20 protein-coding genes are annotated in these 23,180 nt (G+C 67.9%); 10 read left to right on the plus strand and 10 right to left on the minus strand.

The window, feature by feature from the left end; all coding sequences use genetic code 11:
• Positions 1-33: 33 nt before the first annotated feature.
• The 3 genes from ACLJPD_RS29380 to ACLJPD_RS29390 all read right to left on the minus strand — a co-directional run bounded on the left by ACLJPD_RS29380 (position 34) and on the right by ACLJPD_RS29390 (position 2,896).
• Complete coding sequence (locus ACLJPD_RS29380) at positions 34-1,032, minus strand: peptidase MA family metallohydrolase (RefSeq protein WP_410876448.1); 999 nt, start codon at positions 1,030-1,032, stop codon at positions 34-36.
• A gap of 9 nt (positions 1,033-1,041) precedes the next feature.
• Complete coding sequence (locus tag ACLJPD_RS29385) at positions 1,042-2,106, minus strand: NlpC/P60 family protein (protein WP_410876449.1); 1,065 nt, start codon at positions 2,104-2,106, stop codon at positions 1,042-1,044.
• Positions 2,107-2,326: 220 nt separating this feature from the next.
• Positions 2,327-2,896, minus strand: coding sequence for a C40 family peptidase (locus ACLJPD_RS29390; protein WP_410876450.1), 570 nt, complete (start codon positions 2,894-2,896; stop codon positions 2,327-2,329).
• Between the two features lie 662 nt (positions 2,897-3,558).
• Here ACLJPD_RS29390 and ACLJPD_RS29395 point away from each other — a divergent pair.
• The 4 genes from ACLJPD_RS29395 (at position 3,559) to ACLJPD_RS29410 (ending at position 7,847) form a co-directional block, all read left to right on the plus strand.
• Complete coding sequence (locus ACLJPD_RS29395; RefSeq protein WP_410876451.1) at positions 3,559-4,845, plus strand: ATP-binding protein; 1,287 nt, start codon at positions 3,559-3,561, stop codon at positions 4,843-4,845.
• Between the two features lie 216 nt (positions 4,846-5,061).
• Positions 5,062-6,873, plus strand: a complete 1,812-nt coding sequence (locus ACLJPD_RS29400; protein ID WP_410876452.1) for a DEDD exonuclease domain-containing protein — start codon at positions 5,062-5,064, stop codon at positions 6,871-6,873.
• A 142-nt stretch (positions 6,874-7,015) separates the two neighbouring features.
• Entirely contained in the window at positions 7,016-7,567 is a 552-nt protein-coding gene (locus tag ACLJPD_RS29405) for a phosphoribosylanthranilate isomerase (protein WP_410876453.1), read from the plus strand.
• A 4-nt stretch (positions 7,568-7,571) separates the two neighbouring features.
• Complete coding sequence (locus ACLJPD_RS29410; protein ID WP_410876454.1) at positions 7,572-7,847, plus strand: Lrp/AsnC family transcriptional regulator; 276 nt, start codon at positions 7,572-7,574, stop codon at positions 7,845-7,847.
• Between the two features lie 19 nt (positions 7,848-7,866).
• Here ACLJPD_RS29410 and trpD read toward each other — a convergent pair whose 3' ends face one another.
• Together trpD and ACLJPD_RS29420 are read right to left on the minus strand one after the other, a co-directional pair.
• Positions 7,867-8,955, minus strand: coding sequence for an anthranilate phosphoribosyltransferase (gene trpD / locus ACLJPD_RS29415; RefSeq protein ID WP_410876455.1), 1,089 nt, complete (start codon positions 8,953-8,955; stop codon positions 7,867-7,869).
• A 61-nt stretch (positions 8,956-9,016) separates the two neighbouring features.
• The gene (locus ACLJPD_RS29420) at positions 9,017-9,433 is read right to left on the minus strand and encodes a ribonuclease E inhibitor RraB (RefSeq protein WP_410876558.1); all 417 of its coding nucleotides are present in this window, start codon (positions 9,431-9,433) and stop codon (positions 9,017-9,019) included.
• Between the two features lie 181 nt (positions 9,434-9,614).
• Here ACLJPD_RS29420 and ACLJPD_RS29425 point away from each other — a divergent pair, with 181 nt between their 5' ends.
• Genes ACLJPD_RS29425 through ACLJPD_RS29440 form a run of 4 tightly spaced genes read left to right on the plus strand, consistent with a single transcriptional unit; the run spans position 9,615 to position 13,905 of the window.
• A complete protein-coding gene (locus ACLJPD_RS29425) occupies positions 9,615-10,226 on the plus strand; it encodes a heme-copper oxidase subunit III (protein WP_410876456.1) in 612 nt (203 codons plus the stop codon).
• 60 nt (positions 10,227-10,286) lie between these two features.
• A complete protein-coding gene (locus ACLJPD_RS29430) occupies positions 10,287-11,162 on the plus strand; it encodes a c-type cytochrome (RefSeq protein WP_410876457.1) in 876 nt (291 codons plus the stop codon).
• Positions 11,159-12,298 carry a ubiquinol-cytochrome c reductase iron-sulfur subunit gene (locus tag ACLJPD_RS29435; protein WP_410876458.1) on the plus strand — a complete coding sequence of 380 codons (1,140 nt, stop codon included), beginning with the start codon at positions 11,159-11,161 and terminating at the stop codon, positions 12,296-12,298. Before ACLJPD_RS29430 ends, ACLJPD_RS29435 begins: the two co-directional genes overlap by 4 nt.
• Entirely contained in the window at positions 12,295-13,905 is a 1,611-nt protein-coding gene (locus ACLJPD_RS29440; protein WP_410876459.1) for a cytochrome b, read from the plus strand. Before ACLJPD_RS29435 ends, ACLJPD_RS29440 begins: the two co-directional genes overlap by 4 nt.
• Positions 13,906-13,963: 58 nt before the next feature.
• Here ACLJPD_RS29440 and ACLJPD_RS29445 read toward each other — a convergent pair whose 3' ends face one another.
• The gene (locus ACLJPD_RS29445; protein ID WP_410876559.1) at positions 13,964-14,461 is read right to left on the minus strand and encodes a polyadenylate-specific 3'-exoribonuclease AS; all 498 of its coding nucleotides are present in this window, start codon (positions 14,459-14,461) and stop codon (positions 13,964-13,966) included.
• A gap of 205 nt (positions 14,462-14,666) precedes the next feature.
• On the opposite strand from ACLJPD_RS29445, the gene ACLJPD_RS29450 reads away from it, so the two are divergent.
• Positions 14,667-16,052: a class II 3-deoxy-7-phosphoheptulonate synthase gene (locus ACLJPD_RS29450; RefSeq protein WP_410876460.1), complete on the plus strand. Its 1,386-nt coding sequence runs from the start codon at positions 14,667-14,669 to the stop codon at positions 16,050-16,052.
• 80 nt (positions 16,053-16,132) lie between these two features.
• Here the strand turns inward: ACLJPD_RS29450 and pknB are convergent, their stop codons facing one another.
• Positions 16,133-18,046, minus strand: coding sequence for a Stk1 family PASTA domain-containing Ser/Thr kinase (gene pknB, locus ACLJPD_RS29455; RefSeq protein WP_410876560.1), 1,914 nt, complete (start codon positions 18,044-18,046; stop codon positions 16,133-16,135).
• 125 nt (positions 18,047-18,171) lie between these two features.
• Here pknB and ACLJPD_RS29460 point away from each other — a divergent pair, with 125 nt between their 5' ends.
• Positions 18,172-18,540 (plus strand): Rv2175c family DNA-binding protein, encoded by a 369-nt coding sequence (locus ACLJPD_RS29460; protein WP_410876461.1) that lies wholly within the window; start codon positions 18,172-18,174, stop codon positions 18,538-18,540.
• A 100-nt stretch (positions 18,541-18,640) separates the two neighbouring features.
• Here the strand turns inward: ACLJPD_RS29460 and ACLJPD_RS29465 are convergent, their stop codons facing one another.
• The 3 genes from ACLJPD_RS29465 to ACLJPD_RS29475 all read right to left on the minus strand — a co-directional run bounded on the left by ACLJPD_RS29465 (position 18,641) and on the right by ACLJPD_RS29475 (position 23,134).
• Positions 18,641-20,302, minus strand: a complete 1,662-nt coding sequence (locus tag ACLJPD_RS29465) for an alpha-(1->6)-mannopyranosyltransferase A (protein ID WP_410876462.1) — start codon at positions 20,300-20,302, stop codon at positions 18,641-18,643.
• A 101-nt stretch (positions 20,303-20,403) separates the two neighbouring features.
• A complete protein-coding gene (gene crtI / locus ACLJPD_RS29470; protein WP_410876463.1) occupies positions 20,404-21,966 on the minus strand; it encodes a phytoene desaturase family protein in 1,563 nt (520 codons plus the stop codon).
• Positions 21,967-21,979: 13 nt separating this feature from the next.
• Positions 21,980-23,134 carry a polyprenyl synthetase family protein gene (locus ACLJPD_RS29475; protein ID WP_410876561.1) on the minus strand — a complete coding sequence of 385 codons (1,155 nt, stop codon included), beginning with the start codon at positions 23,132-23,134 and terminating at the stop codon, positions 21,980-21,982.
• Positions 23,135-23,180 lie beyond the last annotated feature (46 nt).

The raw sequence follows: 23,180 nt of genomic DNA on the forward strand, positions 1-23,180 counted from the left end.
GTGGGCGGACGTGGTCTGGCGTACCTGTGCCCATCATGCAGCGTGACCGCGCAACCAGGCCCGCCAGCCGTCCAGCAACTCGGCGCGGGAGGCCCCGAGCACGGCCGTGAACGCGGCATCCTGCGCGGCGGGGGACTGCGGGCCGGTCGCCAGGCGCTTGTACAGCGAGGTCAGGGCGGTGGTGCCGTAGCGGTCGGCGAGGAACGCGCAGGTGCTCCACGCGCTCTCGTAAGCGTAGGGCGCGTCGACGCCGGCGAAATCGGCGTCGACGACGAGGTCGGACGGCAGGGTGCCCGCGCGTAATCGGGTGGTCAGCGTGGGCGCGATCTGCGAGAAAGTGGTGGCCTGATCGCGCTGGGCGACGTACTCGGCGAAGCCTTCCAGCATCCACAGCGGTGCGCCGTCGGTGGTGTCGGCCCTGGTGGCGACATGGGTGAGTTCGTGGCGCAGCAGGGTGGCCATGCCCTCGTTGCCGACTCGTCGGCGCGCGTCGGGGTTGAACACGATGCGCTGGTCGGTGGGCTGGGTGCCAGGGGCGTAGGAACCGGTGAGCGACACGGCCGCCACGTCGGCGCCGGTACCACCCGCGGACCTGGTCAGCGCGGTGAATTCGGCAGACGTGCTCGCAACGACCACGACGGGCGCACGGTTCCAGTCGGTGCCCCACACCGCGCTCACATCCGAAATAGCCTGTCCCAGTTGCTGTTCGAGCACATCGAGGTCGGCGCGATGGCTGGGATGAGCCACCAGCAGCGCCTCGGACGCGGCGACTTCACGCACCAGGATCGGACCGTAGGGTTGCAGGTCGCGACGCACCGGACTCAGGCGCGGATTGTCGATGCCCTCGGAGGTGTCGAGCACCTCTGCCTCGTCGGTGGCCAGCTGCAACGAACCGACGTTGCGCGGCACCAGGATCAGTGCGACGCATGCCCCGGTCAACAGCGTGACCGAGGCGAGGGTGATACAGAATTCCAGGCGGCCGTTCGACGACAACCACGAACGCAGGCCCGAGCGGGGGGACGGATCGGTCACCGGTCTGGCTCAGTATCGCCGGGCCGAGTGATACGGGGTGGTGTTGATCGGCGCGACAGCGACCGGCACACCGAACGTGGAGGCGTGCACCATCATTCCGTTGCCCGCGTAGATGCCGACGTGGGTGATGTCGGGATAGAACAGGATCACATCGCCGGGCAGCAGTGCGTCCTTGGACACCGGCGTGCCGTAGCCCGCCTGCTGGGAACTGGTGCGCGGCACGTTCTTGCCGACCTGCTTGAACGCCCACTGCACGAGACCGGAGCAGTCGAACTGGTCGGGCCCGGTGGCACCCCAGACATACGGATCGCCGACGCGGGTGAGGGCGGCGGCCAGCGCGCTGGTGCCGCTACCGGGGACCAGCCCGGCCAGCAGCGAATCACGGTCGAAACCGGGCGGGAACGGCGAACCGGCCAGGGTCGACTTGTCACGGGCCGAGAGCTGGCTCCATGCCTCGACCACGGAGGTGGTCGACGTGGCGAGATCCTGGCGTTTGCGTTCGACATCGGCGCGCACCGCGTCGGCGGCGGTGGTCGCGGCATGCGCGGCCTCGGCGGCGGTGCGGGCGAGGTTGTCGGCCGCGGTGGCGGTGTCGGCGGCCTGCTTGAACTGGCGGACCGTCTCGGCGGTCTGCTGGGCGAGCACGTCCAGCGTCGACATCTTGTCCAGCAACTGCTGCGGTGAACCGCTCGACAGCACGGCGAACATGCTGTTGGTGCGCACGCCGGTGTAGGCGGCCACGGCGGTGCGGTCGATCATCGGCTGGAACTTGCGCACTTCGGCGCGGGCGGCCTCGACGACCGCGGAGGTGGCGGCGACCTTGTCGTCGGCCTCGCGCTGCACCGCCAGCTTGGCGTCGAGATCGATCTGGGCGGTGAGGGCTTGCTGATTGAGCTGTTCCGACTGGCGCGAGAGCTCGACCATCCGGGAGATCGCGTCGGTCGCGGTGGTCGGGAGGGCGACAGGGTCGGCACCGGAGGGACCGGCGGTGTAGATCGCGCACACCAGGATCGCGGCGGAAAGGGCTCCGGCGAAACCACGCCTAGCGTGCGATTTCCGGTGGTGTGCAGTCACAGTGGCCCGTGCCCCGTTCTCTCGTTGTCCGCCGATCCAGCGCAATACCTGAGGGCGATCTCCTCGTCAGCCGAGAAGGTCTCGATCAGGTTACGGAAAGGTATGCATTCGTGTCCAGTAAAGGTACGTGCGCCGCCCAACCCGGTGGACGGCGCATGCCCGGACTATCGCTGCGGCTTCGGTGCGCCCTTCCCCGTGAACGACGCACCGTGCCGGCGGATCAGAAGCGGCGAGCGCCCGCGAACGGCATCGACGACAGCGACGCGATCTGGACCGGGGTGCCCGCGGTGGAGGCGTGCACGACGTTGCCGTCGCCCGCGTACAGGCCGGAGTGGCCGCCGCCGTAGAACGACACCATGTCGCCGGGCTGGAGCTCGTCGATCGAGACGGGGGTACCGGCACCCAGCTGGGCGTCACTGGTGCGCGGAATGTCCATGCCCGCCTGGGAGTAGGACCACTGGACCAGACCCGAGCAGTCGAAGGCGTTCGGGCCCGCGGCGCCGTAGACGTAGGGCGAGCCGATCTTGCTCAGCGCGGCATCGAGGGCGATGTCGGCGGCGGTGGCGCGCGGCGCGGTGAAAACCTGCGGTGCGGCCGGGATCTCGATGCCGGGGACACCCTGGGGCAGCGGAATCTCGTTCGGCACCTCGAAGGTGCCGATGCCGGGCACGGTCACCGGCGTCGCCGATGCCGGGGCGGCCGGCAGGAGGAACGCGCCGATGGTGGCAGCGCCGACGGCTCCGACGGCAACGGCACGCTGCGCCTGACGCTTGACGGTGTTGTTCGCCATGATGCGGTACTTCCAATCTGCCCCACGACGACGTGTCCGTTTGACGCGGCGGGCTTCGTCTCGCCGGCCGTTTCCGGTCAGCGGGACTCCGTGAGGTCTCGAAAAGGTTACGAAGACATCACGGGGGTTTGTAAAGTCGGACACCGGTCCAAAGGGGGTTTCGGGTGATATCACCGAAGAATGTGTGCGAGCTGGATCACACCCGATCACGAAACGATAACGCCAGGTCACGCCAACCGAGATTTCCGACTGCTACCGGCGCGTCGCCAATAGGGATCGTGCGGCGATTTTCGATCCGCGAATCGGAAAACTCGCAGGTGGTGGGTGCTTGCGGCGATCATCGACGGTTCGCCGAGTGGTCCGCCTCGCAGGCGGCGCGCCGTGCGCCGCGCCGTGCTCAGACCGGTAAGGCCGATTGCCCATTGAATTCTGATGAACTCATGTGAATTCGATAATAATGTGAGCCCGGTCACGATTGAGTTTGATCTCGGGCATTTTGTTCGCATCGGAACGAAAGGCTCGCGTCGAATTGTCGGCTCCGGAGATCACGGGCCATCGTGTGCGTCGAGCCACGAAGGGGATCGGGGTGATCGCCGCTTGGCGGGAAAGCTGTTGTGGCGATTAGGGTACGGCCGAATGTTCGCAGTTCGAAGGGGGCGCGGGTGGCCGACGACCAGGTTGTGACCGACATGCTGGCGATGCTGGAACGCAGTCCGGGGGTGCTCGCGCTGCGCGTGTGCGTCATCGAGCTGCTGATCGAGCGGGGGCGCTATGCCGATGCGCTCGCGCACTGCGGGACGGCGCTCGGCCAGGATCCGGGGAATGCCCAGGTCCTGGGCCTGATGACGCGCTGCACGACAGCGCTGTCCGGTGGTTCCGCCGCAACCCCCGCGCCCATCGCACCCGTCCCGGCGCAGTCGGACGCCGCACCCACCGCGGCGCAGTCGGGAGTCAGTTCCGCCGCGGCGCCGTCGGGGTTCGACTGGGCCGCGGCCGAGGACGAAGTCGGCGACATCATCGAACCGGCGTTCGTGCACGGCGTGCCCACCGAGTTCGTCACCGACGACGACGCCGCCGTCGAGCGCCCGACCCTGCGCCTGGCCGATGTCGGCGGTATGTCCGAGGTGAAGCAGCAACTCGACCTCACCCTGCTCGGCCCGCTGCGCAATCCCGAATTGGCCAAGGCCTTCGGCACCTCGGCCCGCGGCGGCCTGCTGCTCTACGGCCCGCCCGGTTGCGGCAAGACCTTCATCGCCTCGGCGGTCGCGGGCGAACTCGGCGCCAACTTCTATCCGATCGAGATCACCGACATCCTCGACATCTATACCGGCGCCAGCGAACGCAACGTGCACAGCATCTTCGAGATGGCCCGGCGCAACGCCCCCTGCGTGCTGTTCCTCGACGAGGTCGACGCGCTCGGCCACAAACGCAGCCAGATGCAGGCGTCCTCGACCATGCGCACGGTCGTGAACCAGCTGCTCACCGAAATGGATTCGGCCACCCACAGCAACGAAGGGGTGTTCGTACTCGGCGCGACCAACCATCCCTGGGATGTCGACGTCGCCCTGCGCCGACCAGGCCGCTTCGACCGCATGATCTTCGTCGGCCTCCCCGACCTCGCCGCCCGCACATCGATCCTGCACTACCACCTGCGCGCCCGCCCCGTGGCGGGCATCGACCTCAACGCCCTCGCCGCCCACACCGACGGCCTCTCCGGCGCCGACCTCGCCCACGTCTGCACCTCGGCCACCCAACTGGCGATGGCCGACTCGATGCGCTCGGGTGAAGTCCGCCCGATCGGCATGCCCGACATCCACGCGGCCCTGTCCCAGATCCGGCCGAGCACCGGCGCCTGGTTCGAATCCGCCCGCAACGTGGTCGAATTCGCCAACGGCGACGGCAGCTACGACGACCTCGCGCTGTATCTCACCCGCAGGAAGCGGCGCTGAGTCGCGCGTCGATGAGCGAACAACAACTCGACCGGGCCGCCGCGCTCACGGCCATCGACACCGCCGTGGAGATCGATCCGGAGAACTCGGTCTTCCACCGCTCGCACCTCCGGGCGGCTGCATCCGCGCGGCGGACTTGCCTTCGTCTCGGTTGCCCGGCCTGACGCCCCGCCGAGCCGGTCATCGTCGACTGGAACCGATTCCGATGTGGCGAGCATGTCGGACCCCCGTCCTACGCTGCTCGCCGTGCCCGATCCCGTTCCGCTCCCTGCTGCCGCACGGCAGTTGGCCTTCGATGAGCTCGATACTCCGCTGTATGCCACCACTTTCGTCGTTGTCGACCTCGAAACGACCGGGACCAGCCCGGATGGGGATGCGATCACCGAGATCGGGGCGGTGAAGGTGCGTGGGGGTGAGGTGCTGGGGGAGTTCGCGACGCTGGTGAATCCGGGGTACGCGATTCCGCCTGCGATCGTGCAGATCACGGGGATCACCACGGCGATGGTGTACGCGGCGCCGCGGATCGAAGCGGTGTTGCCGGGGTTCTTCGAGTTCGCCGCGGGGGCAGTGTTGGTGGCGCACAACGCGCGATTCGACACCGCGTTCCTCAAAGCGGCCGCGGCACGTCAGGACATCGCGTGGCCCAATCCACAGGTGTTGTGCACGGTGAAATTGGCGCGGCGGGTGCTCACCCGGGACGAGGCGCCATCGGCGCGGCTGGGGGTGCTGGCGCAGATCCTCGGTGCGTCGACGACACCGACGCACCGCGCGCTCGATGACGCCCGCGCCACCGTCGACGTGCTGCACGCCTTGATCGGGCGAGTCGGCAATCAAGGCGTGCACAGCTTGAGCGAGCTGCTCGACTATCTGCCCGGCGTCACCGGAACCCAGCGCGCCAAACGCACGTTCGCGACCGACCTGCCCGCCGCGCCCGGCGTCTATCTCTTCCGCGGACCGTCCGAGGAAGTCCTCTATATAGGGACGGCCGTGAATCTGCGCCGTCGCGTGCGCAACTATTTCACCGGTTCGGAAACCCGTGGCCGGATGAAAGAGATGGTGGCCCTTGCCATTCGGGTCGACCATGTGGTGTGCGCGCACGGTCTCGAAGCCGGCGTGCGTGAGTTGCGATTGCTCGCCGCGCACGCGCCGCCGTACAACCGTCGCTCGAAATTCCCCCAGCGTGGGTGGTGGCTCACGCTCAGCGACGAGGCCTTCCCTCGTCTGATGGCCGTGCGCACCCCGAGCCGAACAGCGTTGGGGCCGTTCAACTCTCGGACCGACGCGGTCGATGTGGCGTTGACGATCGCCGAATTCGCGGGGGTGCGCACCTGTGCCACCCGCCTCACCAGCGCGGGAAAACACGCCTGCCCGCCCGCCGTCATCGGCGGCTGCCCCGCCGCACGGCAGGGCGGCGACCTCGATGCGACCGGCTACGCCCCGGCCGTCGCCGCGGTCCGCGACCTGTTCACCGGCCGCGCCGACGCCCTGCTGCGCGCGATGCTCGATCGCATCGAAACTCATTCGGCTGCCCAGCATTTCGAAGCCGCGGCCCGGCTGCGTGACCGCGCCGCGACCGTCGTCACCAAGCTGCACCGCACCCAGCGCCTGGCCGCTCTGGCCCGGCTCGCCGAACTGATCATCGCCCTCCCCGACGGCGAGGGCGGCTGGGAATTCTCCGTCATCCGCTACGGCCGCCTCGCCGCCGCGGGCACCGCCCCACGCGGTACGCCGCCGATGGCCGTCGTCGACCAGATAGTCGCCGCCGCGGAAACCGTGATCCCAGACCTGGGCGCCGCCGGGGCCGAGTGCGTTTCGCCCGACGACATCCCACCGCTGCGCGGCGCACCCCCGGAGGAAGTCGGCGTCATCGCCCGCTGGCTCGCCAAACCCGGCGCCAGGATCGTGCGAACCAGCGATGGTTACAGCGAACCGCTGCACGGTGCCGCGCGGTGGGTGGGCTGGGCGCAGCTGGCCCGCACGGCCGCGACCACCAGGAGCGCGCAGGAGCAGTATCTGGCCGAGCGGTGACCGAGCGGTGTACGGATGCGCGGCAGAATTGACTGCTCGGCAGCTCGGGGCGGACCTGGCCGGGTGGCAGCGGCACGGTCCTGGATCATGGATGTCGGCTCCCTGCACCGTGGCGGGGCCAGGAGACAAGGAGTGGCGGCGGATGTTCGTGAAGGTGTGTGGGCTGACCACCGAGGAGCAGATCGACTGGGCGGTCGAGCTCGGATACTCCGCGATCGGCGTCATGGTGACGACGAAGAGCAAGCGCTACCGCACCCCCGAACAGGCACGCGCCCTCGCCGATCACGCGCGCGGTCGCATCACCACCTTCGCTGTCGCCCTCGAGGCGAGCGAGGTCGCCGAGGTGGCCGACGCGTTCGATGTCGTGCAGCTCTACCAGTGGGCCGACCTGCCGAACCTGGCCTTCTGCTCGTCGAACCCGCCCGCACCTGAGCAGACCAGCGAATACTTCTTCTACGACGCGAGCGCGGGCTCCGGCGTCTTCGCGGAATTTCCCGATTGGGTGCGCGCGCAACCCGGCAAAGTCGTGCTCGCGGGCGGCCTCGACCCGGACAATGTCGCCGACGTCATCGCCCGGCACCGTCCCTTCGGCGTCGACGTGTCCAGCTCGGTGGAAACGGCGCCCGGCGTGAAGAGCCGCGACCTGATGCGACGGTTCAAAGCCGCCACCGACGCCGACGAAGTTCTAGAGTGATCCCATGATTACCGCCATCGTGATGATCCAGGCGCAGAACTCTCGCATCCCCGAGACCGCCCAGGCCCTCGCCGACACCGAAGGCGTCGCCGAGGTGTACTCGTGCGCCGGCGACGTGGACCTGATCGCGATCGTGCGCGTGCGCGACCATGCACGCATCGCCGAAGTGGTCACCGCAGGCATCGACAAGGTGGACGGCGTGGTCCGCACCACCACCCACATCGCCTTCAAGTCATATTCCAGCCACGACGTGGAAGCCGGATTCTCGCTGGGGGAGTGAACCTTCCAGCGCACCACGCTCAGCGCTCGTCGAGCACCTGGGTGAGTTCGGCCCAGCTCTGCAGCAGTTTCGCCGCCGCCCCGCTGTCCACCGCGGCGGCGGCGCGCTCGAGCCCACCGACCAGCGCCGCGTCCAGCTCGGTGTCGACATCGCCGACCCCGCGCGCGAGGTCGTAGGCCACGATCGCCGCGGCCGAGTTCAACAGCACCGCATCACGAACCGGCCCCGGCGTCCCCGCGAAGACATCGCGCGCGACCTGGGCGTTGACCGTGGCGTCCCCGCCGCGCAGATCGTCGAGGTTCACTCGGGCAATGCCCAACCGCGTCGGATCGAGCACCGTCTGACGGATCCGCCCACCACTGACCACCCACACATCCGTGAGGTCGGAGGTGGTGATCTCGTCGAGCCCGTCGCGCCCACGCACCACCAGCGCACTCGCGTCGCGTGCCGCGAACACCCCCGCGATGACGGGTGCCAGATCGGCGAACGCGCACCCGATCAGCCCCGCGCGCGGCTGCGCCGGATTCGTCAGCGGCCCGAGCACGTTGAACACGGTCGGAATGCCGATCTCCTTGCGCGCCGCGCCGGCGAACCGCAGCCCGGAGTGGAACAGCGGTGCGAAACAGAACCCGATTCCCACCTCGCGCACCGACCGCGCCACCGACTCGGGCCCGAGCGCGAGCTTCACCCCGAGCGCTTCCAGCACATCGGCGCCACCGGACTTCGACGACGCCGCCCGATTCCCGTGCTTGACCACCGGCACCCCGGCCGAGGCCACGACCACCGCGGACATGGTCGAGATGTTCACCGACCCGGACCGGTCGCCACCGGTACCGACGACATCGACCGCGTCGCCCTCGATGCGAACCAGTCGCGCGTGTCCGAGCATCCCGGCCACCATGCCCGCCAGTTCGGTCGGCGTCGGACCCTTGATCTTCATGGCGACGCCGAACGCCGCGATCTGGGCCGCGGTGGCGTTGTCGGTGAAGATCTCGTCGATCACCCAGGTGGTGTCGTCCGCGGCCAGGTCGCCACCGTCGGCGAGGGTTCCGAGCACCTGGGGCCAGCTGCGCGCGCTCATCTGCTGCTTCTCCTTCGACGACACCATTGCGCCACTGTAGATCGGGCGCGCGGAGGTGGCGCAAGGTCTTATGCGCCGTCGGGCGAGTTTACGGGGCGGTGCGCGGCGGTTGCAGCGCGTCCCACCCGTCGGCGACACCGTCGTGGCGCTGCGCGAGTCCGGCCATCCGCGATCGTTCCTGCGAGCAGGTCAGCGGATCGAGCCGTTGCACCCGCTGCAGGATGACCGCAACCAGGTCATCGGATCCCGCGGTGGTCTCGGCACGTTCGTATCCGTCGTAGCCGGCGATCTCGCACGCGGCCTCGATCTGCTCGGCGGGGAGCCGCAGATGATGGCGCAACACCGCATCGGCCTCCAGGTCCAGCGCGCTCGCCCGATCCAGCGCCGTCGAACACGCCTCGACATCGTCGAAACTCGAAGCGACCACGACGAGATCGTCGCGCGAGGCATCCAGCTCCCGCGCCGACCCACCGAACAGCCGCCGCCACATCCGCACCACGACCATCGCCGCCTCCTCGAGTCTCAGGATATGCACATCCAACGCTGTCACAATGTGTTGTCGCGCGCTGGTCGCCAACACGCCGACGGACGTCGTAGACCCCCTCTGTGCGTGGGTTTTCCGACTCGCGCCACAAACTTTCGTACCCGGGTACATGTGTCGTACTACGAAGAGTCATACTTACCCGGTGACGACCGCAGTAGGCACCCCAGGATCGGCCATTACTCAGCGTGTGCATTCGCTGAACCGGCCCAACATGGTCAGCGTCGGAACCATCATCTGGCTGTCGAGCGAGCTGATGTTCTTCGCGGGCCTGTTCGCCATGTACTTCGTTGCGCGCGCGCAGGCGCACGGCAACTGGCCCCCGGAGCCGACCGAGCTGAACATGACGCTCGCCATTCCGGTGACGGCCGTGCTGATCGCATCGTCGTTCACCTGCCAGATGGGCGTGTTCGCCGCGGAGAAGGGCGACGTGTTCGGCCTTCGCCGCTGGTACACGATCACCTTGGCGATGGGTGCGTTCTTCGTGGCAGGCCAGGGCTACGAGTACTACCACCTGGTGCACGAGGGAACCTCCATCGCCGGTAGCTCCTACGGCTCGGTTTTCTACATCACCACCGGTTTCCACGGTCTGCACGTGATCGGCGGTCTGATCGCGTTCGTGTTCCTGCTCGTCCGCACCACGCTGAGCAAGTTCACGCCCGCTCAGGCCACCGCCGCGATCGTGGTGTCGTACTACTGGCACTTCGTCGACATCGTCTGGATCGGGCTGTTCGCCACGATCTACTTCGTCCGTTAGCGCGCCGCGCACTCCTAAGCATTTGCACAAGTCGGTTCCGTCTACTCCAAAGGGACACAGATGAGTTCATCTCCCCCGTCGGCCCCAGAGCCCGCCGGCCCCGGCAACGGGCAGGCCGCCAAGGCCGCAAAGCAGGCGCGTAAACAGCGTCGCGCCCGTCGTCGCATCGCGGGTGCTCTCGCGCTGATGATCGGCCTGGTCGGAGCCGGCTTCCTGGCTACCGCGCTCACCCCCGAGCCGCAGATTGCCGTCGCGAACGAGGACCAGTCCGCGCTCATCCGCGAGGGCAAGCAGCTCTACGACACCTCCTGCGTCACGTGCCACGGCGCGAACCTGCAGGGTGTCGCCGATCGCGGTCCGAGCCTGATCGGTGTCGGCGAGGCCGCGGTCTACTTCCAGGTCTCCTCCGGCCGGATGCCGATGGCCATGAACGGCGCTCAGGCCGTGCGCAAGCCGGCGAAGTTCGACGCGCACCAGACCGACGCGATGGGCGCCTACATCGCCGCCAACGGCGGTGGCCCCTCGGTGATCCGCGACGCCAATGGTGAGATCGCGCAGGAATCGCTGCGCGGCGACGACATCGCCCGTGGTTCGGAGCTGTTCCGCATGAACTGCGCCTCCTGCCACAACTTCACCGGTCGTGGTGGAGCGCTGTCCAGCGGCAAGTTCGCGCCGCCGCTGGCCGAGGCCAACGAGCAGCAGATCTACCAGGCGATGGTCACCGGCCCGCAGAACATGCCCAAGTTCTCCGACCGGCAGCTGACGTCGGAAGAGAAGCGCGACATCGTCGCCTACGTCAAGAACTCCGCCGAGGAGAAGTCGCCCGGCGGCTGGGACCTCGGCGGATTCGGTCCGGCCACGGAAGGCCTCGCCATCTGGGTCATCGGCATCACCGCCGTTGTCGGCGCCGCGATGTGGATCGGTTCCCGATCATGAGTGGACAGGAGCACAGCGACATGGGTCGCGAACCCACCGAAGACGAACTCGACGCGATGTCGACCGCCGAGCTGGCTGAGCTCGGCGCCAAACGCGACGATGTCGATGTTGTCTATCGCAACGAGCGGTGGCCGGTGCCGGGCACCAAGGCCGAGAAGCGCGCCGAACGTGCGGTCACGTTCTGGTTCGCCATCTCCGGCCTGGCCGCCGCCGCGCTCATCGGTGTCTTCCTGTTCTGGCCGTGGGAGTGGAAGGGCTACGGCGACGAGGGCCATGCCGCCTATTCGCTGTACACCCCGCTCATCGGCCTGACCTTCGGCATCTCGGTGCTGGTCATCGGTATCGCGGTGGTGCTGATCCGCAAGAAGTTCATCCCCGCCGAGATCTCGATCCAGCAGCGCCACGACGGCCCGTCGGATGAGATCGAGCGCCGCACCCTGGCTGCCGAGCTGCAGGACGCGCTCGACACCTCCACCCTGGGGCGTCGCAAGATGATGCTCGGTACCGCGGGCGCCGGTGTCGGCGTGCTCGGTATCGGCGCGCTGCTGGTGTTCGTCGGCGGCATGGTGAAGAACCCGTGGGCGAAGCGCGAGAAGTCGCCGCTGTGGGTGTCGGGGTGGACCCCGGACTACCCGGGCGAGACCGTCTACATCCGTCGCGACACCGGCCGCCCCAACGACATCGTGCTGGTCCGTCCCGAGGATCTCGACGCGGGCTCCATGGAAACGGTGTTCCCGTGGAAAGAGAAGTGGCGCGGGGATGCGCACGAGACCCTGCAGTCGCTGCGCGGTATCCGCAACGCGGTCATGATGATCCGGCTGCGCACCGAAGACGCCGAGAAGGCGATCAAGCGCAAGGGCCAGGAGAGCTTCAACTTCGGCGACTACTTCGCCTACTCGAAGATCTGCACCCATCTCGGCTGCCCCACCTCGCTGTTCGAGCAGCAGACCAACCGAATCCTGTGCCCCTGCCACCAGTCGCAGTTCTCCGCGACCGAGTGGGGTAAGCCGATCTTCGGTCCTGCCGCCCGCGCACTGCCTCAGCTGCCGATCACCGTCAACTCCGAGGGCTTCCTGGTCGCCGCGGGCGACTTCATCGAGCCGCTCGGCCCGGCCTTCTGGGAGCGTCGTTCATGAGCCAGATAAACGAGATGGACGAGCGGTATCGCGCCGCGGCGTTCGTGAAGCGCTCGATCAACAAGGTCTTCCCGACCCACTGGTCGTTCCTGCTGGGTGAGATCGCGCTCTACGCGTTCATCATCCTGCTGCTGTCGGGTGTGTACCTGACGCTGTTCTTCGATCCGTCGATGGCGCACGTGGTCTACGACGGCGCCTACCAGCCGCTGCGCGGTGTCGGCATGTCGCGGGCGTACGAGACCGCGCTGAACATCTCCTTCGAGGTGCGCGGCGGTCTGTTCGTCCGGCAGATCCACCACTGGGCGGCCCTGCTGTTCGCGGCGTCGATCATCATCCACCTGTTCCGCATCTTCTTCACCGGCGCGTTCCGCAAGCCGCGTGAAGGCAACTGGGTGATCGGTTCGCTGCTGCTGATCCTGGCGATGTTCGAAGGCTTCTTCGGCTACTCGCTGCCCGACGACCTGCTCTCCGGCACCGGCCTGCGCGCCGCGTTCTCCGGTATCACCATCGGTGTCCCGGTGGTCGGTACCTGGATGCACTGGCTGATGTTCGGCGGCGACTTCCCCGGCGACATCATCATCCCGCGCCTCTACATCGCGCACGTGCTGCTGCTGCCCGGCATCATCTTGGCGCTGATCGGTGCGCACGTCGCGCTGGTCTGGTACCAGAAGCACACCCAGTTCCCCGGACCGGCCCGCACCGAGCACAACGTGGTCGGCGCGCGCATCATCCCGGTGTTCGCCGCCGATCAGGGCGCGTTCTTCGCGTTCACCCTCGGCATCGTCGGCATCATGGGCGGTGTGCTGCAGATCAACCCGATCTGGAACCTCGGTCCGTACAACCCATCGCAGGTATCGGCGGGTTCGCAGCCCGACTTCTACATGATGTGGACCGACGGCATGGCGCGCCTGATGCCAGCCTGGGAGATCTATCTCGGCAACTACACGATCCCCGCGGCGTTCTGGGTCGCGCTGGTGATGGGCCTGGTGTTCACCCTGCTCGTCGCCTACCCGTGGATCGAGAAGCGGCTCACCAACGACACCACGGCGCACCACAACCTGCTCCAGCGTCCGCGCGACGTGCCGGTGCGTACCGCGATCGGCGCGATGGCCATCGCGTTCTACGTGGTGCTCACACTGTCGTGTGTCAACGACATCATCTCGCTGAAGTTCGACATCTCGCTGAACGCCACCACCTGGATCGGTCGGATCGGCGTGCTGCTGCTGCCGCCGATCGCGTACTTCGTGACCTACCGGTTCTGCATCGGTCTGCAGCGCAGTGACCGGGCGGTGCTCGAGCACGGCATCGAAACCGGTGTGATCAAGCGTCTGCCGCACGGTGAGTACATCGAGGTGCACCAGCCGCTGGGCGGGGTCGACGCACACGGCCACGCCATCCCGCTGGAGTACCAGGGCGCCCCGGTGCCCAAGAAGATGAACAAGCTGGGCTCGGCGGGCAAGCCGGGCACCGGCAGCTTCCTCAAGGCCGATCCGAAGGCCGAGGGCGAGGCCTGGGTCGAGATCGAGGAGGCCGAGGAGCACCGGATGCTCACCGTCCTCGCCGAACAGCAGGCGATCGCCAACCGCGACGATCGGTCCGATCACTGACCTGACGTCGTGCAGCGAAGGCCCCGAGTCGAATTCGACTCGGGGCCTTCGCTTTTGCTCACAGTCGTGGACTGCGACGGAAGGTCTCGATCGCCTCGAACTTGGCCAGGTTGTGGCGGGCGTCGGCGAGCGCGTCGTGCGCGTCGTCGGGGATGGGCGGCAGGGCGGGGCTGCCGTTGACCGCCCAGTGCTGGCGCAGTTCGTTGGTATAGCGCGGCATGCCCTTGGGCAGCGCGGTCATGTCACCCCACAGCTGGCACAGCGCGACGTGGTCGTACGCGCCGACCCAGGCCCACAGCTCCGGCTGCACACTCGGCCGTGGCAGGAAGAACTTGAACAGGTCGTCGCGGATCTGTTCCCTGGTGCGATACAGCGGCGATCCGGCGGGCGGCAGCTTCGGCAGCACGTGCTTGCGCACCCACGGCCCGGCCCGCTTCGCGTCGAACTCGGTTGACACCGCGTAGTACTCGCGGCCGTCCTCACAGACGACACCGATCGAGATCAGATCGATCGTGACACCGTCCTCAACGAATTCCGAGTCGTAGAAATATCGCAGGGAGATCGCCTCTTCTCGCCGGTGGGTTGCTCGTGACGTCTGGCTCGACGATCCGCGCGGTGGCCCCACAATGGGATGACGAAACCTTATGTCGGCACCTGGCGAGCACTTCGAACGGGTCGGTGGAGCCCGCGCGCGAAACTTTGCGGGCCGTCGCCGGTACGCCGGATATTCGCTCGGCGCGGTGGGTCCGTATTCTTGACTGGTGACCTGGACCGTCGACGTACCCATTGACCGCCTGCCGGAACTGCCGCCGCTGCCCGCCGAACTGCGTGGCCGCCTCGACGCAGCATTGGCCAGGCCCGCCCTGCAGCAACCGTCCTGGGACGCCGACGAGGCCGCCACCATGCGCACTGTGCTGGAGAGCGTGCCACCGATCTGCCTACCCGCCGAGGTCGAGGACCTCAAGGCGCAGCTGGCCGCCGTTGCCCGCGGTGAGGCTTTCCTCATGCAGGGCGGTGACTGCGCGGAGACCTTCGCCGACAACACCGAACCGCACATCCGCGGCAATATCCGCACACTGCTGCAGATGGCCGTCGTTCTCACCTACGGCGCGAGCATGCCGGTGGTGAAGGTGGCGCGCATCGCGGGCCAGTACGCCAAGCCGCGCTCGTCCGACACCGACGCCCTCGGCCTGACGTCCTACCGCGGTGACATGGTGAACTCCCTCGTCGCCGACGAGGCGCTGCGCCGCCACGACCCGTCACGCCTGGTCCGCGCCTACGCCAACGCCAGCGCCGCGATGAACCTGGTGCGTGCGCTGACCAGCGCGGGCACCGCCGACCTGCACCGCCTGCACGACTGGAACCGCGACTTCGTCGCCCAGTCGCCCGCGGGTGCGCGTTACGAGACCCTCGCCGAGGAGATCGACCGCGGCCTGCGTTTCATGGCCGCCTGTCAGGTCAACGATCCGAGCCTGAAGACCGCGCGTATCTACGCCTCGCACGAAGCGCTCGTCCTCGACTACGAGCGCGCGATGCTGCGGCTGAGCGAGTCCGAAACCGGCGAACCGCTGCTCTACGACCTGTCCGCGCACTTCCTGTGGATCGGTGAGCGCACCCGGCAGCTCGACGGCGCCCACATCGCGCTGGCCGAACTGCTCGCGAACCCGATCGGCCTCAAGATCGGGCCGACCACCACACCGGACCTGGCCGTGGAATACGTCGAGCGGCTCGACCCGAACAACGAGCCCGGCCGGCTCACTCTGGTCGCCCGCATGGGCAACGGCAAGGTCCGCGATGTGCTGCCCCCGATCATCGAGAAGGTGCAGGCCACCGGCCACCAGGTGATCTGGCAGTGCGACCCCATGCACGGCAACACCCACGAGTCGTCCAACGGTTTCAAGACCCGCCACTTCGACCGCATCGTCGACGAGGTCCAAGGCTTCTTCGAGGTGCACCACGCCCTCGGCACCCATCCGGGCGGCCTGCACATCGAGCTGACCGGCGAGAACGTCACCGAGTGCCTCGGCGGCGCCCAGGACATCTCCGACCTCGACCTCGGCGGCCGCTACGAAACCGCCTGCGATCCGCGCCTGAACACCCAGCAGTCCCTGGAACTGTCGTTCCTGGTCGCGGAAATGCTGCGCTGAATCAGCTCAGATGAGCCCGGGGGCGGTCAGCGAGGACCGCGCCCGGGTTTTTCTTTGTCCTTCTCGGGATCCTTGCCCCTTCAAGGCAGGGCGGTGAGCGTGACCACGCTCCCCGCCTCCACATTCGAATTGATGCCGGGTAGCTGGCCGATGACCAGGGAGCTGTCGGAATCGGTGAGGGAATTGACCGCCACCCGCAGGCCGAGCTGCTGGAGCTTGGACCGGGCGTTGCCGACGTTCTGGCCCATCACATTGGGCACCGTCACCGCGTTGGACACGATCAGCGTGATGGTGTCGCCCGATTGCAGGGTGGTGCCGACGGCGGGCTCGGTGGCGATCGCCTTGTCGCCCTCGATGTTCTTGTCGAACTGCACGCGCGTCTCACGAACGACCAGGCCCGCCGTGGTCAGCGCACTGGCCGCCTGCTCGGTGGTCTTGCCGCGCACATCGGGCACATTGACCGGCTGAGAGCCCTTGCTGCGGTACACCTTCACCTGCCCACCCACCGGCAGGATCGTGCCCGGCGCGGGCTCCACCTTCGCCAGTGAACCCTTCGGCGCCGTGCTCGCCGCCTCACCGGCGTCGATCGGCTGCAGGCCGCCGTCGCGGATCGCCTGGTTCACGGCACTGATCTGATCGCCCGCCTTGATATCGGGCACGCGCGGTTTGCCGTTGGAGATCAGCACCGCGATCGTGGAACTCTTGGTCACCCGCGACCCGGCCGACGGGTCGGTGCCGACGACCCCGCCCACCGGAATGGTGTCGGAAGCCTTCTGCCGTAACTCTGTTTCGAAACCGGCCTCCTGGAGCACCGCGACGGCCCGCTGGGAGTCCATGCCCGCGATCGGCGGCACCGCGCTGTAGCGGCCGACGCCGAGCCACCAGCCGCCGATGCCGACCAGCAGGGTCAGCGCGGTGACGATACCCACCCACACCAAACCTGTTCGGCGAGCATGACTGTCGCCGAACGCGGTGGCGGCGGGTGCGGGCGCGTACACCTCCGGCCGTGGGCGCTGCGCGGTCACCACCCTGGTGTGGTGCGGTTCCGGTGCGGGCGAATGATGCGCGGCAACAGGATTGGGGGTGTGTGGGCGCTCACCGGGATGATGGGCGGCGCCGGTCCGGTAGCTCTCGCTGAGGTGTTCGGCCGAATCCCGCGGTGCCGGAACCCGATACGGCGGCAGCTTCAGCTCCATCGCGATCGACTGCAGTTTCGCCGCCATCTCGTTGGCGTCGGCGAAGCGCTGCGCGGGGTCGCGGGAGGTGGCCTTGGCGACCAGTTCGTCGAATTCCGTGGGCACGCCACCGATGAACTGGCTCGGTGCGGGCACATCGTTCTCGACCCGCTGATAGGCCACCGACAGCGAGTTGTCGCCGCTGAACGGCACCCGCCCGGTGAGCAGCTCGAAGATCAGCACGCCGAAGGAGTACACGTCGCTGCGGGCGTCGGCGGTGCCGGTGGTGACCTGCTCGGGGGAGAGGTAGGCGGCCGTGCCGAGGATCACGCTCGCGGAGGTGGTGTTGGCCGCGGCCACGGCGCGGACCAGGCCGAAGTCGGCGATCTTCACCTCGCCCGCATCGGAGATCAGCACGTTCTCCGGCTTCACATCGCGGTGCACCAGGCCGGCGTCGTGGGCGGTGCCGATCGCGCGCAGCACCGGCTCGGCCACGGCGCGCACGGCGTGTGGCGGCATCGGCCCGCGTTCGCGCAGCAGTTCACGCAGGGTGCCGCCCTCAACCAGTTCCATGATCAGGAACGGGTGTTCGCCATCGACACCCTGGTCGTACACGGCCACCAGGGACTGATGCTTGAGTTTGGCCACCGCCCGCGCCTCGAACTCGAAACGGCTGAGGAACTGCGGGTCACCGGCGAACTTCGGGTCCATCACCTTGATCGCCACCGGGCGATCGAGCCGGGTGTCGGTTCCCCGGAACACCATCGACATCCCGCCGCGAGCGATCGGCGCATCGATGCGATAGCGCCCTTCCAGCATCTGGCCGATCAAGTGATGTCCTCCGGCATTCAACCGGCCGCCGGGTGCGGCCACCACGATGGTAACCGGGCGGTGTCGGCATGCCCGACGATGAGTGCGCACCGACACGTACTACCGTTGTGGGGGTGAGTGCCTTCCCTTGCGGCGACGACGTGCTGCCCGACACCGAAACCATCGTCTCGCTCCCCGAGGCGGCCGACATACTCGGCGTCCCGGTCACCTCGGTGCACCAACTGCTGCGTGACCACCAGATCCTCGCGATCCGCCGCAACGGTGTCCCCGGCATCCCCGCCCGCTTCTTCAATTCCGAAGACGAGATCGTGCGCATGCTCCCCGGCGTGATCACCGTCATGCGTGACGGCAAGTACAGCAACGAGGACATCCTCGAGTGGCTCTACACCGATGACCCCACCCTCCCCGGCCGCCCCGTCGACGCCCTGCACGGCCACCTGGCCCGCGAGGTGGTCCGCCGCGCCCACGCCGAACCCTTCTGAGGGTTCGGAGACGACGTTGGTGTCGATGAGGAAACTCACGGCAGCTCGGTGAAGTCGAATTCCCGAGGCAAAGACCGCGCCCACCGAAGGTGACAAGGAATCATGCCCGAACAGGCGGCGCCGATTCCGTGACAACGGGCTTCGACCTGGCCGAACGCAGATGCAGCGGATCGACGATGCGCAGCGACATCGCGGCGACCACGGCGGCGAAGGTCGCGAGTGCGACGTGCCAGAAGTTGTAGAGCCCGATCGACCCGTCCGGCTGGAACACCAGCATCAGCCACGTGCAGATCCCGACCAGCCACATCAATGTTGTGGTCGACATCGCGAAACCGGCGGCCAGCGCCAGTGGCCACGAGTAGTACCAGGGCAGCGCGGCGGGGGAGAGCAGCACGATCGCGACGAAGGCGATGATGATGCCCATCACGGCCTCGCGTTCACTGTGCCGGAACCGCCACCACGTCGCGACCAGCAACGCGACCATGGCGATCTGGCACAGCAGGCGGGTCACATCCAGCACCGAATCGAAATTCAGCGGGGTCACCCAGGTGACCATGTGCGCGAGCAGCGTCGGCAGCGAAAGCCAGTTGATGATCTTGTTCGAACCCTGCAACGCGGTGACCCAGCCGAAGCCGACTCCCGCGATCACCGATGCCGCGCCGAATACCAGCGCGAACACGCCGACACCGATCCCGGCGATCTTGGCGAACACGAACAGGGGGTGCGGCATATCCGCGGACGGTCTGGCAGCGTCGGGGTGTTTCTGTTCTTCGGCGAGAGCGGCATCGGAATCCATCGCGACTCGACGCTCGGCGGCTCGGCGTTCCTTCTCGTGCAGAATCCAGATCCACACCAGGAACGGCAGCGCCACACCCGCGGTCGCCTTGATCGCGACGCCGATGGCGACGACCACGATGCCCGCCACATGATGGCGTTCGAGCACGAGCGCGACGCCCGCGCACATCAGGCCGACCATCAACATCTCGTTGTGCACGCCACCGATCAGGTGCACCAGCACCAGCGGGTTGAGCACCGCCAACCACAGCGCCACCGTCGGCTTACCGCCGAGATGCTTGGTCAGATACGGCACGGCCCACATCATCAGCGCCAGCCCCGGCAGCATGACGAAGCGCAGGGCGATGGTCCCGGCGATCACATTGTCGCCGGTGATCGAGGTGATCGCGCGGCCGATCAGCAAGAACACGGGTCCGTACGGCGCGGTGGTGGTGGTCCAGACCGGGCTCACGTTGTCCAGCAGCACACCGGGATTGGCGACGGGACCCACTTGATAGGGGTCGAAACCGTCGCGCAACAGGGCGCCCTGGGCGAGGTAGGAGTAGGAGTCGCGGCTGAACATCGGCGCCGCGAACAGCAGTGGCGTGATCCAGATGCCGACGATCGCGCGTAACTCGTTGAGGGTGACCGTCGATTCACCCTTACCGATCGTGGTGCGACCCAGCCGAACCCACGCGGTGATCATCATCAGCACGCCGATCCAGATCACGATCGTCGACAGCGCGTACCCGTGGCCGAACCGAAGCCAGGACAGGTGCAGCGCCTCGAGCAGCGGGTCGCGTTTGCGAACAGCGCCTGCGCCGAACCCACCGAAGGTGATCATGGCCGCGCCGAAGAATCCCATGAGGGCCGCGTGGCCTTCGGGGCTGCGAGCGAACTCACCTGCCGTACGCAGCCAGGTCCGGACGCCGGGATCGCTCCCGCTGGGTAGGTGGCGCCGGCGCTCGAGTGTGCGCGTGTTGTCCATGGTGCCTACGGTCGTCTCAGGGGGCGGCATGTTCGGTCGGTCCCCCCAGGTGGTCGGCGGTCGCAACCGCGAGCTGATAAGTCGGCCGTCAGTTTACGGCTTCATGTGGGAACACTAACCCGGTGGTCGGTACCGGCGTGTGTCCGGCTGCCGGTGATTCGTGCCGCGGCCAGCTTGCCCGACAGCACTGTGGTGGGCACACCCACCCCCGGAGTGGTGCCGCAACCTGCGAGAACAACGTTGTCCACACCCCTTGGCAGATTGCGTGGGCGAAAGGGTCCGGTCTGCCGGAACAGGTGCGCGATGGAGAACGGCGTGCCCGCGATCATGCCCTGGGCGGCCCACGTGCCGGGAGTGTCGAGGTGGTCGACACGGAAGTGCTCGGTGATGCCGGTGTAGCCACGCTGTTCGAGTACCGCGAGCAGCTCGCGCAGATAGAAGGGGCCGAGCCGGTCCCAGTCGAGTGGGGCGGCGGTCAGGTTGGGGCATGGTGCGAGCACCGACAGCGGTTCGAAGCGGCCGCTCGCCCGGTCGACGAACTGTCCGGGATCGGTCAGCGCGGGCCGGGTGAGCAGCAGGGACGGGTCGCTCATGAGCTGCCCGCGCCCCTTGCGCGCGGCGATCTCGGTGAACGTCTGCGCCCAGGCCGCGCCGAAGTCGATGGTGTGATGCGCCTGCACGGGCCATCGCGCGGCGATCTCGGCCGGGATGGTGCCGTGGGCGACCACTGCCGACGGGGACGCGCGCAGGCCGCGACGATGGCGCAGACCGAAGCGGGGCAGCGAGCCGATGTCGGCGGTGAGGACCACCGAGTCGCAGACGTAACTGCGCCCGTCGGTGGTGCGCACGGCTTCCGCGTAGCGGCCACGAGTTGGGCCGGTCGCATAGTCGATGCCATCGACCTCGGCATCCAGCACGAGGCGCCCACCCGCGTCGGTGAATGCTCGGGCGAGCGCGGCGGTGATCGCGCGCATCCCCCCTTCGGGAAAGTAGACACCGAGGCAGGTATCCATGTTCGGGATTGCGCCATAGATCGCCAGCGCGTCATCCGGCGACATGCCGGCGTACAACGCTTGGAACGTGAAGAGTCTGGTCAGGCGTTCATCGTGCAGATATGACCGCACGCGCGGCCCCAGTCTGCCGAACCCGCCGAGCTTGGCGAGTGCGGTCAGCGCGGCCCTGGCTCGCGGCGTACGCACCATATCGAGGGGCGAATCGAAATCCGCGTTCAGGAACTCGTCGAATTCGGCGTCGTAGATGCGACCGAGCCAGTCGCGCAGGCGCCGGTAGTTGCGCGCTTCGGCCGGACCGCAAGCCCTGTCGACCTCGGCGGCCATCTGGTCGGCGTCATCGAAGACCCGGATGTCGCTGCCGTCGGCGAAACGTGCGTGATAGGCGGGGGTGAGGCGGTGGATGCGCAGGTCGACGCTGTCCCTGGTGTGCCCGACGGCGGCCAGCGCGTCATCGATCACCTCGGGCAACGTGAGTACCGTTGCGCCGCTGTCGATCTCGTAGTCGTCGAACCGATAGCGCCCGACCCGTCCGCCGGGATGATCGGCCCGTTCCAGCACCGTCACCTCGTGCCCCGCGCCCCGCAGATGCAGCGCGGCCGCCAGGCCCGCCAGGCCGGCACCGACTACGACGACATGATTCGTTTGTCCCACAACACTTTTCCTATCAGGCTGCGCGACGAGTGGCAGCCAGCGCCATGGCGTGCAACAACTGCTTGGCTTCCGGTGTCGCGGAACTGGTCGCGATGGCGGCGAGCCCGGTGTCGGTGAGCTCGGTGATTCGTCGCTCCACCTCGTCGACCGCGCCGAGGTCGGTGAGCACCGTGCGTAACCGGTCGACGGCCGCATCGTCGAGATCTGTGCCCAGACCGGTCCGGATCAGGGTGGCGGAGGCTGGATCGGCTCGGCGCAGCGCCTCCGCGATCAGCACGGTCCGCTTGCCTTCCCGCAGGTCATCGCCCGAGGGCTTGCCCGTGATCACCGGGTCGCCGAACACCCCGAGCAGGTCGTCACGCAGCTGGAACGCGATCCCCACATCGGTTCCGTAGATCCGCAACGCGGCCACCAGTGCCTCGTCGGCGCCCGCCAGCGCCGCACCCAGATGCAACGGCCGTTCGATCGTGTACGCGGCGGTTTTGTACCGGTTGATCCGCAGGGCCGCCTCGACCGATTCGTCCCCACCGGCCTCACCGTTGATATCGAGGAGTTGCCCGCCGAGCACCTCGGTCCGCATCCGCGCCCACACCGGTGCGTACCGGGCCAGCGCGTCGGGGCTCAATCCGGCCTCGTGGACCAGATCATCGGCCCAGGCCAGCGCGAGATCGCCGATCAGGATCGCGACGGCCGAGCCGTAAGCGGCGCCGTCGCCGGGCCAGCCCGCCGCTCGATGCCGGTCTTCGAAGTCGATGTGCACGGTCGGGAATCCGCGCCGAGTCCGCGAGGAGTCGATGATGTCGTCGTGCACGAGCGCGCACGCCTGCACCATCTCCAGCGCCGAACAGGCAGTGAGCACCGCGGCCGCGTCGTGTCCGGACGGATCGCCACCGGCGCCGAGCCAGCCGGTCCAGGCGAAGCCCGGCCGCGTACGCTTGCCGCCCCGCACGACGAACTGTTGCAACGCCTCGACCGCGTCGACGAACACCGGCCCCAGCGGCTCGACGATCTCACGGCGAGTGGCGAAGAAGCTGGTCAGCACCTGTTCGACAGCCGCGACGAAGGCCGGTGTACCCGGTGTCAGCGCGACGAGATCGACCGAGGTCAGCGCGTCGACGGCGGACCGGGAGAGCGGGGTTCCGATTCCGGCGGACAGGGCGGCCTCCAGTGGCGAAGTGGGCGAGCAGCGGGACCGGTCGGGCACTCGGCGGTGC

The organism is Nocardia sp. A7 (genome assembly GCF_046549215.1).
GTDB lineage: Bacteria > Actinomycetota > Actinomycetes > Mycobacteriales > Mycobacteriaceae > Nocardia.